13 protein-coding genes and 1 pseudogene are annotated in these 14,792 nt (G+C 55.5%); 4 read left to right on the top strand and 10 right to left on the bottom strand.

The genetic code is table 11. From position 1 onward, the window contains the following. From QW71_RS40220 to QW71_RS33065, 6 genes and pseudogenes are all read right to left on the bottom strand, one after another. Positions 1-177: pseudogene (locus QW71_RS40220) on the bottom strand (YheC/YheD family protein); the annotation flags it as partial. Next, the gene (locus QW71_RS33085; RefSeq protein WP_039309570.1) at positions 159-677 is read right to left on the bottom strand and encodes a hypothetical protein; all 519 of its coding nucleotides are present in this window, start codon (positions 675-677) and stop codon (positions 159-161) included. The pseudogene QW71_RS40220 and the gene QW71_RS33085, both read right to left, overlap by 19 nt. A gap of 25 nt (positions 678-702) precedes the next feature. Next, positions 703-1,818: a YheC/YheD family protein gene (locus QW71_RS33080; protein WP_039309569.1), complete on the bottom strand. Its 1,116-nt coding sequence runs from the start codon at positions 1,816-1,818 to the stop codon at positions 703-705. After that, complete coding sequence (locus QW71_RS33075) at positions 1,815-3,188, bottom strand: YheC/YheD family protein (RefSeq protein ID WP_039309568.1); 1,374 nt, start codon at positions 3,186-3,188, stop codon at positions 1,815-1,817. The genes QW71_RS33080 and QW71_RS33075 overlap by 4 nt, the downstream gene beginning before the upstream one ends. Positions 3,189-3,201: 13 nt before the next feature. Continuing rightward, positions 3,202-4,368, bottom strand: coding sequence for a YheC/YheD family protein (locus QW71_RS33070; protein WP_039309567.1), 1,167 nt, complete (start codon positions 4,366-4,368; stop codon positions 3,202-3,204). 10 nt (positions 4,369-4,378) lie between these two features. After that, positions 4,379-5,746 (bottom strand): YheC/YheD family protein, encoded by a 1,368-nt coding sequence (locus QW71_RS33065; protein WP_039309566.1) that lies wholly within the window; start codon positions 5,744-5,746, stop codon positions 4,379-4,381. Positions 5,747-6,154: 408 nt separating this feature from the next. On the opposite strand from QW71_RS33065, the gene QW71_RS33060 reads away from it, so the two are divergent. Then, a complete protein-coding gene (locus QW71_RS33060) occupies positions 6,155-6,499 on the top strand; it encodes a YlbF family regulator (protein ID WP_039309565.1) in 345 nt (114 codons plus the stop codon). 100 nt (positions 6,500-6,599) lie between these two features. On the opposite strand, the gene QW71_RS33055 is transcribed toward QW71_RS33060, so the two are convergent. Then, on the bottom strand, positions 6,600-7,175 hold the full coding sequence (locus QW71_RS33055) for a hypothetical protein (protein ID WP_039309564.1): 576 nt from the start codon (positions 7,173-7,175) through the stop codon (positions 6,600-6,602). A gap of 194 nt (positions 7,176-7,369) precedes the next feature. On the opposite strand from QW71_RS33055, the gene QW71_RS33050 reads away from it, so the two are divergent. Further along, entirely contained in the window at positions 7,370-7,654 is a 285-nt protein-coding gene (locus QW71_RS33050; protein WP_039309563.1) for a hypothetical protein, read from the top strand. A gap of 341 nt (positions 7,655-7,995) precedes the next feature. Continuing rightward, positions 7,996-9,330, top strand: a complete 1,335-nt coding sequence (locus tag QW71_RS33045) for a DRTGG domain-containing protein (RefSeq protein WP_039309562.1) — start codon at positions 7,996-7,998, stop codon at positions 9,328-9,330. A 712-nt stretch (positions 9,331-10,042) separates the two neighbouring features. Here the strand turns inward: QW71_RS33045 and QW71_RS33040 are convergent. From QW71_RS33040 to QW71_RS33030, 3 genes are all read right to left on the bottom strand, one after another. Next, positions 10,043-10,351 carry a YtpI family protein gene (locus QW71_RS33040; protein ID WP_039309561.1) on the bottom strand — a complete coding sequence of 103 codons (309 nt, stop codon included), beginning with the start codon at positions 10,349-10,351 and terminating at the stop codon, positions 10,043-10,045. 94 nt (positions 10,352-10,445) lie between these two features. Continuing rightward, a complete protein-coding gene (locus tag QW71_RS33035; protein WP_039309560.1) occupies positions 10,446-10,949 on the bottom strand; it encodes a hypothetical protein in 504 nt (167 codons plus the stop codon). Between the two features lie 141 nt (positions 10,950-11,090). Next, positions 11,091-11,411, bottom strand: a complete 321-nt coding sequence (locus QW71_RS33030) for a YtrH family sporulation protein (protein ID WP_039309559.1) — start codon at positions 11,409-11,411, stop codon at positions 11,091-11,093. Between the two features lie 146 nt (positions 11,412-11,557). Between QW71_RS33030 and QW71_RS33025 the strand changes: the two genes are divergently transcribed. Further along, a partial coding sequence (locus QW71_RS33025; protein ID WP_039309558.1) for a DNA polymerase III subunit alpha occupies positions 11,558-14,792 on the top strand: 3,235 nt, incomplete at its 3' end.

The raw sequence follows: 14,792 nt of genomic DNA, 5'->3' as shown, positions 1-14,792 counted from the left end.
ATAGACAAGCGCATGGATCTGTTCCTTGCTTACATGCACATCTGCGGGGGTAAACACAAAGACATCCAGGCCAATCCGGCTGCCTTCAATAATCATCCTCCGGTACACGCTCTTCTCCTCAAGCTGTTTGGCGTCATTCAGATATAGCGTGAGGATGCCTAAGACGGGCTCTGGCACAGGAGTTCACCTTCTTGTGGGAGAATAGTAGGTCCGGCTGCAGTCCGGGGAGACCGCAGCAGCAGCGTGGGTTTGCCCGTAGGGCCGTTAACCAGGTCTACGGCGGCAAGCCCGCTGTTGAAGCACATTTTCAGGCTGGCCGGGTTATCGCAGGCCACATGGCATTCCAGCTGCCCAAGACGTTCCAGCTGCGCGGTAAGCAGGGTTGTGCCGGTATGCCTCTTGCGGTACAGGGGATGAACGGCTACTACACAGGCCTCCTTGCCGTAGCCGGAGACGAAGCTGACACCTGCGAGCTGACGGCCGTTCTGACCCCGTACAGTAGCAACGAGCAGCGAAACTCCCGGCAAGGCGAGCTGCTCCGGCGTCAGCCGGGCCAGCTGCCTGCAGCCGCGAAGCGTAATCCGCTGCTCCCCATACTCCCTCAGGAACTCAAGCAGTCCGGATAGTCTGGAATTCCACTGCGCCGGGTTGCTGTCGTAGAGTGAGGATATCTGCATGGTGTCACTTCCTTTACGGGTTTAATTAGGGCTTGGTCTGGCGGGACAGATGCTGGCCAAATTGAAAAATGCGTTCCAGCGACAGCTTGCGGATCGCCGGCTCATCGAATTTCATCGGCCGGGAATTGGCCTCGAAGAACCACAGCCCGCCTTCTTCATCGACGCCGAGGTCCATTGACATCTCGCCCAGCATGGTGGCCGAAGCGCGTTCAATCTGCCGGGCAATCAGCAGCGCCGTGGTGGGGACATTCTTCAGGATGGCCGCAGCCTGCTCTGCTCCGAAGGTTCCCTCCAGCATGCTGGAGGGCTCTTCAATGCTGCCGCCGCGCGGCACATGGGTAGTGATGCTGCGGGCTCCGGCCAGCCGTGCGCCAATGCCGGTGACCGACCAGGCGCCCCGGCCGTTCTTCTGCAGCAGCACACGCAGATCGAAGGGGCGCCCGTGGTGCGCAGCAAGCACAATGGCCTGCTGCACGATATAGCGGGATACCCCTTTTTCCCTGACGATTCTGGCCCACAGACGTTCGATGGACGCGGCTTTGTAGGTCGTGTTCTTCTTGCCGCTCTGGATCTGCAGCCGGTAAGGCAGCATAGCATCCATCCGGTATCTCAGCCGCATAATCCCTTTACCGGCTTTGCCGTTCTCCGGTTTGAGGTAGAGACTGTCGTGATTCTTCAGCATGGCCGTCAGGGTTGCTGCACTGCGCAGGCGGCGGGTCTTGGGCACATGCTTTGAGGTTGCTTTGGATTCCTTGAGCCACTCGAAGAGATTCCATTTATTGAAAAAGCTCGGGTTGTACAGCTGGATCTCAGGATGCTCCAGACACTCCGCTATTTTGCGGGCGACCGGTGCTTTCTCCTCTTCATCGCGGTTCGGAATCCGGTTATAAATCACCTGCGGCAGCGGGACAGGAATGGAGTACCAGAGCTTGCCGCTGGCAGAGGGGACGTAGCCGTTCACCATCCGCTCCTCCAGCTTCAGATCGCGGACGGTGACGACATATACCAGATAACCCATTTCTTTGCCGGTGCGGATAATATCGCGGAAGTTCTTGCGGTTGCCGCGAAACTGCTTCAGCCGGTCACTGGTTGTCAGGATGGCGATAACAGGCTTGCCGGGGTCTGGGATACGGCTGTTCACAAGTCATCCCTCCTGCGGAATTTGCTGAGATACAGACAATGCTCCAGGATGTGCTCAATGGAAGCTTTGCCCTCAGCGCGCAGGGAGGGGTGGCGGAAGATAGAGCGTCCCGGTTTGGCATTGGCCTCGAACATCCAGATATCCTCATCCTGGTCAATCCCGAGATCAAATCCAATCTCACCGAGCAGATGCCGGTGCTGGATTTCCAGGGATTCTGCCAGCTTGACGGCTGTTGTTTTGGCGCGCTGCAGCACTTCATCCGATCTTGCGCCGAAGACACGGCCCAGTGCCTGCTGCGGTGTAAGCAGGGCGCCGCCGTTCTTCAGGTGGGTGGTGACACTGCCCCGGCCGGCTTTCTTGGCCCCGATGCCGACAACTACCCATTGGTTGCTGCCGTTCTTGTGCATATGGAAGCGGAAATCAATCGGGCAGCCGTCAATCTCAATCAGCCGGATACCCTGCTGAACCACATAATTCTGCAGGCTCTGTCCGTGACGGCCGCGCAGCATGCGCATCAGGCTGTCGAAGCTGGTGAAGCGCAGCAGCACATTCTTGCCGCTCTTACGGTAACGGGCGAAGTACCCCTTCTTCGGCAGGTAGGTCAGGCGGTAAATGCCGTGTCCAAGACTGCCTGCGGAAGGTTTGTAATAGACAAAGTGGTGGCGGTCCAGCATATCGCGCATCTGTTCAGTGCTGGGGTTGCTGTGTGTTTCAGGCACGAAGCGGTTGGCGGCACCGTCATTCTCCAGCAGACGGTATACATCCGATTTATTGAAAAAGCTCCAGTTGAAATAAGGAATCTTCTTGCGTCCGAAACGCTCGCGCAGCTGGTTGATGTATGGGGAAGTCTCCGCTCTGCGGCTGGGCAGACGATTGTAGACGACATCCGGCAGCGGCACCATTTTACGCTCGAATTTGCCGCTTGCACTCAGGAAATAGCCGTTGATCTGCTCCTGCTGCCAGTCGATGTCACGCGGCATGAAGGCGAAGATATAGCATTTGTTGCTGCCTTCGCGCAGCAGCTGCTTGATGAAGCCGGTACGGGAGCCGAAAGGCTGTGCCGCGGAGGCGGGCCCGTCGGAGAGTACACCGACCAGCGGTCCGAGCTGGACCTCATCATTCTGCAGGTTGCGCAAATAAATGCCGCCTGATTTCGGAATCTTGATTGCGCTCTTCACTCCCGAGGCCAGGAAGAGATGCTTGCCGGCGCGTTTGATCGGCTTGATCATCGCCGGTATGGCATCCTTCCCAAGGCGCAGGCGGATGTTTTTCTTGCCGGATAATTTCAGGCTTTTCATCAGTTCACCCGAGACATAGACCACTCGTTGGGGCTGCTTGGTGAAATGCACATTGCAAAAAGTGAGACCCATTTATGAATCCTCCTTAGGAACCATTGATATCATTCTCCCGTTGAACGGAACTGCCTTTGAAGCAGCTTGTGGTTTGCTGCCAGGGTGCAAGCAGCAGATGACGCGCATAGCGCAGCGGATTCTCAGCGGCGAGCCTAGCAGCCCGGCGGTCGCCCGTCAGCCGGAACACCGTGCGCCCTGGTTTGGAATTAGCTTCAAGCAGATACAGTCTTCCTCCGGCATCGATGCCGAAATCAAGACCGAGCTCTCCCAGTCTCCCGCAGGATTCTTCCAGCAGGGGAGGCAGGAGTGCGGCGGCTGAGATCAGCTCCTGATACAGGTCCCGGCCTGCTGCGCCGTATTCGGCAAGCAGGAAGGGCAGAGCGGGAACCGCAGTTCCCCCGCCGTGGAGATTCGAGGTAAGAGATCCCCGGCCGCCCAGACGAACGGCCATGCCGGTCAGGGTCCATGCGCCGGTGCCGTTCTTTTGCATCAGCACACGCACATCGAACGGCTGTCCCCCGCTGCCGGTGAGATGCAGATAAGGCTGTATGATATAGCGGTGCTGGCCGATGAAGCGGTGGATCCAGTTCAGACCTTCGTCCAGCGTACCGAAAACATATTGAAAAGGTTCATTCATCCGGTCTCTTCCCCGCACACTCACTCCGCCGCCTTCGCGTTTGCCGAGGAGTACTGCATGCAGGGTGCGTTTGCCGTGGGAGCCGGTTTTGGGTTTCAGGAACACACCGTATTCCCTTTCGGCCAGCAGGTTGCCGAGCGCCTTCCGTCCGCTGTAGACCAGCGTTTCTGGCAACAGGGCAGCGGCTGCGCGGCTGCGCCGCAGAATCTCGTATACGCCCCATTTATCCGGCAGTCCGCGTGACCAGGGAAGCGACCGGGATAATACAGCCAAGGCGGCAGCTGCAGATTGCTTCTCCTCCGGAGTCCGGTAGAAGCAGCGGTTATACAGGATGTCAGGCGGAGGCGCCTGGGCAGGCACCCATTGTCCGCCTTGCCAGAGATATCCGCTGACTGAAGCGCCATCCTTCGCAACACCCTCCGGATGAAAAACAAGGACTTTCAGATCATACAGCGGGGCCGCCCGGCATAGATGACTGCAGAACTCCGGCTCTGCGATGGGAGGATTCCCGTGGCGGCGGTCTGTCATTATGCCAAGGAACCCCATTGCTGTTTCTGTCATGATGTCCTCCTTATAACCCGGCCAGATAGCGGCAGTATAGAATCATTTGTTTGACGGAGGGTCTGATCTTCTGGTCGTTCAGCGGCGTGTTGTCATTCTTGGACGGCTTGGAGTTGACCTCCAGCAGCCAGATTCTGCCGGACTGGTCCAGCGCAAGGTCGATGCCCAGCTCCCCGAAATGCGCGGGGATATACGTCTCTACGCCTCTGGCGATTGCCAGTGCTGCCCGGGGAAGCTGAACCTGGGAGCTTTCCTTCGCCCCGGGCGGGAGATTGCTTTTGCCGATGGCTTCCCGGACCGTACTGAGCGTCCCGCCCCGGGCGAGATTAGAGACAAAGTGATTACTTCCGGCGGTCCGGGCCACAATGGAGGTGACACCCCATTTGCCGGTGCCGTTCTTCTGTACGAGTGCCCGGAAGTCCACCGGCCGCCGTCCAAGCTCCATCAGGGGCAATCCCTGCTGAATCTGGTAGCGGGTCGTTTTCATCTTCGGGGCAATGGACCCATAAAGCTTCGCCAGACTGGGATAGCTCTGCTTGCGTGTCCCCAGCGGTGTTGTTGACAACAGCCGGTAGCCGCCGCCGTCTTCTTTGGAGATGCGCAGAATGCCTTTGCCAAGGCTGCCGCGTACAGGTTTCAGGAACACACTGGGATAATTGCTGCACATTCTTTTCAATACGGCGAAGCCGTTCAGGGCATGCGACTCCGGCAAATACCGCTGTAGGGCGGGATCTTGCGCCAGCGCTTCGAATACCTCTGTCTTGTCAAGGAACTTTTCATTGAAAAAATGAGTTCCGTAGCGGGATTTTACATCCGCCAAAAAATGCTGTACGCTAGGTTTGTTCTCTACCTTTCGCGTCGTCAGCCGATTGTTGATCACATCGGCCACAGGAAGACTCAGCTTCCGCCAGCCCTCATCGTATACCCAGCCCTGGATGGTAGTGCTGCGCGTTTCCAGCGCTTCCGGGGTAAAGAAATATACATAGGCGCCCTGTGCATGGCAGGCATTGGTCAGTTCCCGGCAGAACATCGTGATCTGGCCGAACACTCTGTCGGGATGCTCGGGATGGTCCCGGCTCACCAGAACTCCAATCAGCGGCCCCAGCCGCAGATTGCGGCTGCCTGAACTATAGGAAGCGTTAAGCTTGAGGCGCTGCCTTAAGCCCAGCCGCCGCGCCAGCCCTTCGCTTACGCGCAGGCTGTCGGATTTGGGAACCGGAATAACGGTAACCTCCTGCCGGAAAGAGCCGAAGGTAAGCTGGATTGTTCCGTGCGCCGGTATTTTGAGCCTCTTCATGGATTTGTCGCCTAGCATTACAGCGTTTTCCTGCAGGATGCCCGAGTGGACCGTTTGGACCGGGATCTTGAGTTGGGACATCGTGGATCTCCTTCCGGTAGGCAGCATGATGCCGGCAATATGAATCTTAAGGGTTACATATCATTCATCATATGGAGACATCTGACCCTTGGTGATTGACCTATTCTTTAAAAAGCCGTGCCGGACGGATTAAATGTCGGGCGGCGGTGAACCCGTTAAGCAGGTGGAGTACAGGTGCAGGCCGCAGGTGCAGGCGCACAGACAGAAGTCTGGCCGCTGGAGGGGAAATAACGTGACCGCGAAATTTGGGCGGATACACAAAACTTAAGCGTATGCTTTCGAAGCGAGTTTTGTACGAAGTAACTCAGGAAGTGTAGCTCACAAAACTTAAGCGTATGCTTCCGATGCGAGTTTTGCGAAGAAGACTCAGGGAAGCAGATGCTCACAAAACTTTTAGGAGGATTTATAATGAACGTAATTGACAAGGCACATGAACTGGCGAGAGCCATTAAAGACAGCACCGAGGTATCGGATATCACCAGCGCGATGAAAGTGATCGAAGCAGATCCGGAGAGCAAGCTGATGCTCGACAATTTCCGTCAGAGCCAAATCGAGCTGCAGCAGCGGATGATGAGCGGAGAGATGCCTCCGCAGGAGGAGATGGAGAAGATGGAGAAGCTGTTCGAGGTGCTTAACCTGAATCTCGGCATCCGCCGCCTGTTCGATGCAGAGCGCCGCCTTAGTGTAGTGATCGAGGATGTGAACAAAATCATCACCGACAGCCTGTCCCAAATGTACGGCGGACAACATTAAGTGCTATAGAAGGGGATTCCTCCTGATAATAGCAGGAGGGTGATTTCAGGGCCATTTGGCTCCGGAATCACCCTCTTTTTGATGCTAAGGCCGGTTATTTCTAATCCTGTTTGCCTTCAATGGCACAGAGCAGAACCGCGGCAGCTACGCCAATACGTCTGTCGAGCACACCTTTGCGGTCCTCGGAGAAGTCTGCGATGATTTTGGTGACAAAAGGGTTGAAGTTCTGCCGGAAGGCCGGGATGACCATGCCGCCGATCTCCACATTATATTTTTGCGGAATTAGAGTAATGACACGCCGCAGCAGCGCCATGAACACACTGTCCTCTTTAATGAATCCGATCTCGTTATCGCCGGTGTCCAGAATCACCCATTCATCTTTGAAGAGGGACTTCAGGCCTTTGCGGCGGAGTGCGCCCAGAGATTCCCCGGTCTCCGAATCATAGACATCATAGGTGGCGCTGAGATCTATCATTTTGCGGGCTTTAATGCGCAGCAGCTCTCTCTCCATGCTCTCGTCCGTGTACAGGGCGATATCCTCTTTCAGTTTGAACGCCTTCATTTGCGAAAAGAGCACCAGCTCCTCCGAACTGTTGTAAATATGCAGCTTTGCCCCCATGACGGAGAATACCTTTTTGCGGATTATGTACTCGGACTGGCCCCAAATGTTATTCAATGTAAATCCCTCCTCTTCATGGCTCCATCATCTCACACCCCCGGCATTCGGGCTAGACTAAACCAGGAGGCAGCGAAATCAGCAAGATGAAAAATTAGCAACTTGTCTCATAATCCGGACCTGAAGTTCATAGAGTAGAGATATAGATTCAGATTCAGCCTGACAACCCTTTAGAACGAAGGAGCGGTTCGACAATGAAAAAAAGAAACAAATTCAAGCATTCCGTGTATCTGCTGGCGGCTCTGGCGATGCTGCTGTACGCGCTGCCGAAGCTGTCTTTTCAGAATGGTCCCGGCTGGGTGCTGGGCTTCGGTATTGTCTGGTGTGCGTTTGCCTTCCTGGTGATTGCCTCGCACCTGCACTTTATTATCGGAGTGGATGAAGAGAAGCAGAAACGCCTGGAGGCGGTCCGCAAGGTTAAGCTGGAGCAGTGGCAGGGCCAGTGGGACGAAGAAACCCGGGTATCCCAGAGATTATAGAATTTGGCCGCGGCCTTTAGACAAGCTGCAGCAGCTCACCCCCTGTTTCGCGAATGCTGCGGACTGGGGGTGAGCTGTGTTTGCGGTTGTGTGGATGTGCGGATGTACAGTGTATTTATGCCTTGTAAAATGATGTGTTATAGCTATATTCAAGGCTGTACTCATGCATGCATTATGTGTGTGTTGGCATAAGTGCGGCTGTCCCTTAATTGCCTCTGGTATCGCTTGTCATACAGCTGACATATCTCTTGAAAGAAGCATACCCGTTCTGTTGTACTCCGCTGTAACCAGCGTTATAATGGGTACAGAATAGTACAGATCGGGGTATGGGGGTGTAACAGTTGGAAGGTCAAGGTGATAACATTACAAAGCATGAACAACTGCTGCAGCATATTGAAAGTCTGAAGGTGGGAACGAAGATTTCCGTCCGCAAGCTGGCCAAGGAAATGGGCGTCAGTGAAGGTACAGCTTACCGTGCGGTGAAGGAAGCGGAGAACCTGGGAATCGTCATTACCAAGGAGCGGATCGGTACGGTCCGGGTAGAAAAAAAGCCGCGCAATATTTCTGATCAGCTTACGTTTGGAGATGTGGTCGACATTGTCGAGGGACATGTCCTCGGCGGAGCGGAAGGTCTGAACAAACATCTTCATAAATATGTGATCGGCGCGATGAAAGTAGATGCCATGATCCGTTATATCGATGCCGACAGCCTGCTGATCGTGGGTAACCGTGATGATGTGCATTCACTTGCACTGGAGCAGGGTGCAGGGGTGCTAGTAACCGGGGGCTTCGGTACCAGCCGCGAGGTGAAGGCGCTGGCGGATGAACTGGACCTGCCGGTGATTTCATCCCGGCATGATACGTTTACAGTAGCTTCGATGATTAACCGGGCGATTTTTGACCGGCTGATTAAGAAGAAGATTATGCTGGTGGAAGATATTGTGGAGGGCAAGCCGCGCCTGAATACGCTCAAAATCTCCAGCACAGTCGGCGAATTACGCGAATTGTCCCTATCGAGCGGCGAGCAGCGCTTCCCGGTGACCGATGAGTGGAACCGGGTCATCGGCATCGTGGGCCGCCGCGATGTGGAGGATCTCGCAGAAGGGCAGAGCATCGAGAAGGCCATGATCCGCAGCCCGGTGACCGCCGCACTGCAGACCTCGCTGGCTTCGGCGGCGCAGATTATGATGTGGGAAGGGATCGACTTCCTGCCGATCGTGGACCGCAACCGCAAGCTGGTCGGCTCGCTGACCCGCAGGGAAGTGCTGCAGAGTCTGCGTGATGCCAGCAACCAGCCGCAGCTCGGGGAGACCTTCGATCATCTGATCTGGAACGGTTTTGCCGATGAGCGCGATGAGGAGGGCAAGCTGTTCTTCCATGGCTTCATCACACCTCAGATGGCAACGGATCTGGGGACGATTTCGGAAGGGATATTGTCCACGCTGATGACCCTTTCCGCGTTCAAGGCGGCCAAGGACATCACCGGCAATGACTATGTGCTGGATAACATGTCCACCTATTTCATCCGCCCGGTGCAAATCGAGCATTCCATTATCGTCATGCCGAAGCTGCTGGAGATCAGCCGCCGTACCTGCAAGCTGGAGATTGAGATCAGCCATATGGAGACCATTGTGGCCAAGGCCGTCCTGATGCTGCAGTCGATTGACCACGGCTAAATCGCTCAAATATATACATTTAGCAATAGTGTAGGCATACATCAGTCTTCGCACAGAAAATGAATACAGAACGAATAATACAGGCAAGTGCAGACGAATCAGAAACCAGTCAGAACCGAATATAAACGAATACAGATGAATCAGAATCGAATACAGTCTAAATAGACCAGGCTATCCTGTAGTAACCGGGAGGGTAACCTGGTCTATTTGGCATAAAAGACTAATCGGGGAATTGCGGCAAGCCATAGAATAGCTGGTTGGATTAATGGCTGTAAGGCTAAGAAGCTGAACGGCTGAAAAGCTGGAAAGCTGAATACTATGTGGGCGACGGACTGGACATCTGATCACATGGACACTGAGTGGATAGGTCTCTATTATGAGCAGCGGGCAGCAAGTGGAAAAAGGGCATCTAATTGTCCCGAACTCCCCGATTTTGGAACAATAAGTGGAAAAAGGACAACTAATCCGCCGGAATCTGCATCAGGGGAGGAAAGCGGACGAAATAAGTGCCTTTTTTCCAACTGCTCCCCTGAAAGGTAGGGCTTGGCCAGAAATAAGTGTACAATTTCCACTTCGCATAGTTCTACCGGAGAGCCGGGTGGGGGAGATGCAGCGAATTAGCTAGCGATTCAAAGATAAATACCGATTCAAATACCGATTAATAGCCGGATTCAAATTCCCATTCAGATACCGGTTCGGACACCGTGAACACTTAGCTCCCGCTCCCGCTGCGGAGCCGGCTGTAGTACCCGTGGCTGCGCAGCCCCGAGAAGATGTTGAAGATACCCAGCAGCAGAAAAGCTGCTTCAATGACGACATTAAGCGTTGAGCCGCGGAAGATGAACATCGACATCAATGAGAGCGTTACCAGCATTGCGCCGAGCAGCACGTTCATAATCGAACGCTTCAGCCCTTTGATGAGCGGGTCTGCGGCCCTCCGGGAGGAGAAACTGTACATAGCGGCACTGATCATAAAGACGACCAGCAGAACAAACAGCAGATACTTGATGAGCATAATCATGGACAGACAGCTCCTTAATGGAAGGTGGGAAACGGTGCTTCGGCCTATACTCTACCATTCTATGATTTGCCCACTATTGTACCATGATTATGACTCAGGTGCGCTTATAAGGACCGATCTCCACCCAGATTTGCAGCACACCCTCCATAACGAGCATAGTGCGGATTCTGACAGTGTATTCCTTCTCGCGTACAATGTAGATTTTGCCGTCCAGCAGCAGGCGTGCCAGCTTCCCGTCGGAATCGATTTCAAACATGCTGCGCCCGCGCATCGGCTCCAGATCGCTGACCAGCTTCCTGAGGATTTCCTTGACAGTCACCGTGTCCAGCACAGCGGTGCCTTCCTTAACTTTGCTGTCCTCGGTGCGGACCTTAATCTCCCGGATTACGGTGGAGGTATTGTTGTATTTTTTGAGCGTGTCAATGTCATTGCGGTATTCCTCGATCTGTATCCGGAGTTCCTGATTGCTTAGCCAGAGCACGTTGTACCCCATGTGATAAATGGCATTATATACCACGGCGCCCACAATCATTCCCAGCACAAAAACGGCAGCAATCTGCGAGAAACGCCGGTAGCGGTGAAACGGCGGCAGGCGCATGGTCCATCACCCCTTTATTATAAGAATGTATCTGCTCAGCGCTCCATTATCCTTCTATTTCTCTGAAACGGAACCTGAAAGCGATACGTAGTATCGCTGCTTCGGAAGCATTGGCTTGATTTCAGGACGGCTTGGCCGTTTCTACTTGCCGCACACCCATTTGACTAGCTCACTGCCCATATGAGCGCCCAGAAAGGCGAAGACCAGATAGAGAATCTGCTTGATGGCGGGGGAGAGGTTGCCTCCCAGCATGTTGCTCTCAATGACCCGCATCGGGTCGATCGTTCCGCCGACGGCGGCGGCCAGTGCCCAGATTTTGATCCGGTCGGCGATATCCAGCATGGTGTGCGTAGGCGGCTGCAGGGAGACCACGGCTCCGATCCCGCCCAGCAGGGAACCGCCCAATACAATGCCGAAGGCGATGAAGAAGTCGAGGACGGCTTTGCTCAGGAAAATATTCATCATAAGGCTCCTTCCCGGTCCAGGCAATTACTTATCCGCTGCCTGTCCTTATGCTCTTAATCCATTCTATGGGCGGTTCCCCCTCTAATATGATAAAATAGTTTCATCTTATGTTTTGATTTTGGAACTGAAGGGAAGTGGGGATAATGAGCCCTTTCGTGCATTTGCATGTGCACAGCGAATACAGTTTACTGGACGGGGCGGCGCGCATTACGGATCTGGTGCGCCGGGCCGGCGAATACGGCATGAAATCGCTGGCGCTGACGGATCATGGAGTGATGTACGGGGCTATCCCTTTCTATAAAGCTTGCCAGGAGAACGGCATCAAGCCGATTATCGGCTGTGAAGCTTATTTGACCGCAGGCTCGCGCCGTGAGCGGGGCAGCCGCAAGGATCAGCCGATCTATCACTTGATTCTGCTGGTGAAGAACGAGATCGGCTACCGGAACCTGATGAAGCTGATCTCCATCGGCCATCTGGAGGGCCAGCATTACAAGCCGCGGATTGATATGGAAGCACTGGCGGCGCATGCCGAGGGCATCATCTGCCTCAGCGCCTGTCTTGGCGGAGAGGTGCCGCAGCATCTGCTGCACGGGCGTGAGGAGGAAGCGCGCAAGGCGGCGCTGCGTTACAAGGAGATTTTTGGCGCGGACTTCTACCTGGAGCTGCAGGATCATGGTATGCCTGAACAGAAGCGGGTGAATCCGAAGCTGATTCAGCTTGCTGCCGAGCTGGATATTCCCCTGGTGGCTACGAATGACGTGCATTATATGGACAAGGAAGATGCCGAGGTTCAGGATGTGCTGATCTGTATCGGCACAGGCAAATCTGTGGATGATGAGGACCGCCTGAAGATCGGCACGGATCAGCTGTTCTTCAAGAGCGGCGAGCAGATGGCCTCGCTGTTCCCGCATGTGCCGCAGGCGCTGGAGAACACGCTGCGGATTGCAGAAGCCTGCAATCTGGAGCTGACATTCGGCAATCATATTCTGCCGGAGTATTCCCCTCTGCCGGAAGGGCTGGATGCCGCCGCTTATTTGCGTGAGCTGTGCCGCAGCGGGCTGGAGGAGCGCTACGCGGATACGCCGCTGTGGGCATCTCCGGAGCAGAAGGAAACGGCCGAGAAACGGCTGGCCTATGAGCTGGGCGTCATTGAGAGCATGGGGTTCAGCGATTATTTCCTGATTGTCTGGGATTTCATCGCTTTTTGCCACCGGAATGGTATTGTTACCGGCCCGGGCCGTGGTTCCTCAGCAGGCAGTCTTACAGCATATACGCTGAAGATTACGGATGTAGATCCGCTGAAATACAATCTGCTCTTCGAGCGTTTCCTGAATCCGGAGCGGATTACGATGCCCGATATTGATATTGACTTCAGTGACGAACGCCGTGATGAGGTTATTGCCTATGTGGTGGACAAATACGGCAAGGAGCATGTGGCGCAGATCATCACCTTCGGAACCATGGCAGCAAGAGCAGCTGTACGGGATGTAGGCCGTGCGCTGAATCTGCCGTATAACGAGGTGGACAAGGCGGCGAAGCTGATTCCGGGCCAGCTCGGCATCAGCATCACCCGGGCGCTGGAGAGCACGCCTGAGCTGAAGGCATTATATGATGCCAATCCGAAGACCAGAGGGCTGCTCGACATGGCGATGAAGGTAGAAGGTATGCCGCGTCATGCTTCAACGCATGCTGCCGGAGTGATCATCTCCAAGGGGCCGCTGACCGATGCTGTTCCGCTCCAGGCCGGCAGTGAGAGTACAGCGCTGACCCAGTATTCCATGGAGCATCTGGAGAGTGTAGGCCTGCTGAAGATGGACTTCCTGGGGCTGCGGACCCTGTCGATTATTGAACGCTGCATGAACTGGGTGAAGGAAATGACCGGCAGCGTCCCTGATTTCCGCTTCATCCCAGATCATGATCCGCTGACTTATGAGATGCTGGGGGCAGGTGAGACCACAGGCGTATTCCAGCTGGAGTCAGCAGGCGTACGGCGGGTGCTGAAGGATCTGAAGCCCAGCGGTTTTGAGGATATTGTCTCCGTGGTGGCTCTGTACCGTCCGGGTCCGATGGAATTTATTCCGAAATTCATCGGGGGCAAGCACGGGGAGTTCGAGGTCGTATATCCTCATGCAGATTTGAAGCCGATTCTGGCTGATACCTATGGGATCATAGTCTATCAGGAGCAGATCATGCAGATTGCCTCCTTGATGGCGGGGTTCTCGCTTGGCGAAGCGGATCTGCTGCGCCGTGCGGTGTCCAAGAAGAAACGGGAGACGCTGGACAAGGAACGCAGCCACTTTGTGGAGGGCAGTCTGAAGCAGGGCTATCAGGAGGCAGATGCCAATGAGGTGTATGACATGATCGTGCGGTTTGCCAACTACGGCTTCCCGCGTGCCCATGCTGCCGCCTATGGCGTACTGGCGTTCCAGACTGCTTATCTCAAGGCGCATTATCCTGTGCAGTTCATGGCAGCAATGCTGACCGCTGTCATGGGAACCCACCGCAAGGTGGCAGAGTATGTGCTGGAATGCCGCCGCAGCGGGGTCGGCGTGCTGCCGCCCGATGTTAACGAGAGCGGCGTGCTGTTCACCCCTGTACCCGGCGAAGGCAGCGGGCATATCCGCTTCGGACTGGCTGCGGTTAAGAATGTCGGGACGCTGGCGGTGGAGAATATCATGGTGGTCCGCAAGGAGCGTCCGTTCGACAGCCTGCTTGATTTCTGCCGCCGTGTCGATCTGCGCGTCTGCAACAAGCGCGTGATTGAATCGCTGCTGCAGACAGGCGCTTTCGACCGGCTTCCCGGCCACCGGGCCCAGCTGCTGGCTATGCTGGATGAGACAGTCGATGCGGCAGCGAAGTGGCGCAAGGAGCGCGATGAGCTGCAGATCCAGCTGTTCGATGATCTGATTGAGACGCCGAACTGGGAAATCCGTTATCCGGATATCCCGAAATTCTCCGTGACCCAGCAGCTGGAGCTGGAGCGTGAGCTGCTGGGCCTGTACCTGTCCGGCCATCCGCTGGACGACAGCGCGGCCCTGCTGGAGGAGCCGGGGATGCAGAAGCTGATGGACCTTGGCGAAATGGCAGACGAGAGTATGACGGTGACGGCCGGCATGGTCGTGTCGCTTAAGGAAATTACGACAAAGGCCGGCAAGGCGATGGCCTTTGTCGAATGGGAAGACCAGATCGAGCGCTGCGAGGTCGTACTCTTCCCTGAGGTGTGGAAACGCAGCCGCGGCCTGATCGAGAAGGGCGCGCTGCTGGCCCTGCGCGCCAAGGTGCAGCAGGAGGACGAGGGCTTCAAGCTGCTGGCCGAGGAGGTGGCACCGCTCACCGCGGACAGCGTGCGCGGCCTGCTGCAGCGCCGCAGCGCCGCAG

The sequence above is a fragment of the Paenibacillus sp. IHB B 3415 genome (assembly GCF_000802655.2).
In the GTDB taxonomy this organism is placed as follows: Bacteria; Bacillota; Bacilli; order Paenibacillales; family Paenibacillaceae; genus Paenibacillus_AQ; species Paenibacillus_AQ phytohabitans.
This window is presented reverse-complemented; position numbering and strand designations above follow the sequence as displayed.

Coding starts and splice junctions, on each gene's coding strand:
- QW71_RS33075 (WP_039309568.1), bottom strand. CDS start 3,188: ATGGGTCTCACTTTTTGCAATGTGCATTTCACCAAGCAGCCCCAACGA.
- QW71_RS33030 (WP_039309559.1), bottom strand. CDS start 11,411: ATGAATATTTTCCTGAGCAAAGCCGTCCTCGACTTCTTCATCGCCTTC.
- QW71_RS33060 (WP_039309565.1), top strand. CDS start 6,155: ATGAACGTAATTGACAAGGCACATGAACTGGCGAGAGCCATTAAAGAC.
- QW71_RS33085 (WP_039309570.1), bottom strand. CDS start 677: ATGCAGATATCCTCACTCTACGACAGCAACCCGGCGCAGTGGAATTCC.
- QW71_RS33035 (WP_039309560.1), bottom strand. CDS start 10,949: ATGCGCCTGCCGCCGTTTCACCGCTACCGGCGTTTCTCGCAGATTGCT.
- QW71_RS33070 (WP_039309567.1), bottom strand. CDS start 4,368: ATGACAGAAACAGCAATGGGGTTCCTTGGCATAATGACAGACCGCCGC.
- QW71_RS33050 (WP_039309563.1), top strand. CDS start 7,370: ATGAAAAAAAGAAACAAATTCAAGCATTCCGTGTATCTGCTGGCGGCT.
- QW71_RS33065 (WP_039309566.1), bottom strand. CDS start 5,746: ATGTCCCAACTCAAGATCCCGGTCCAAACGGTCCACTCGGGCATCCTG.
- QW71_RS33040 (WP_039309561.1), bottom strand. CDS start 10,351: ATGATTATGCTCATCAAGTATCTGCTGTTTGTTCTGCTGGTCGTCTTT.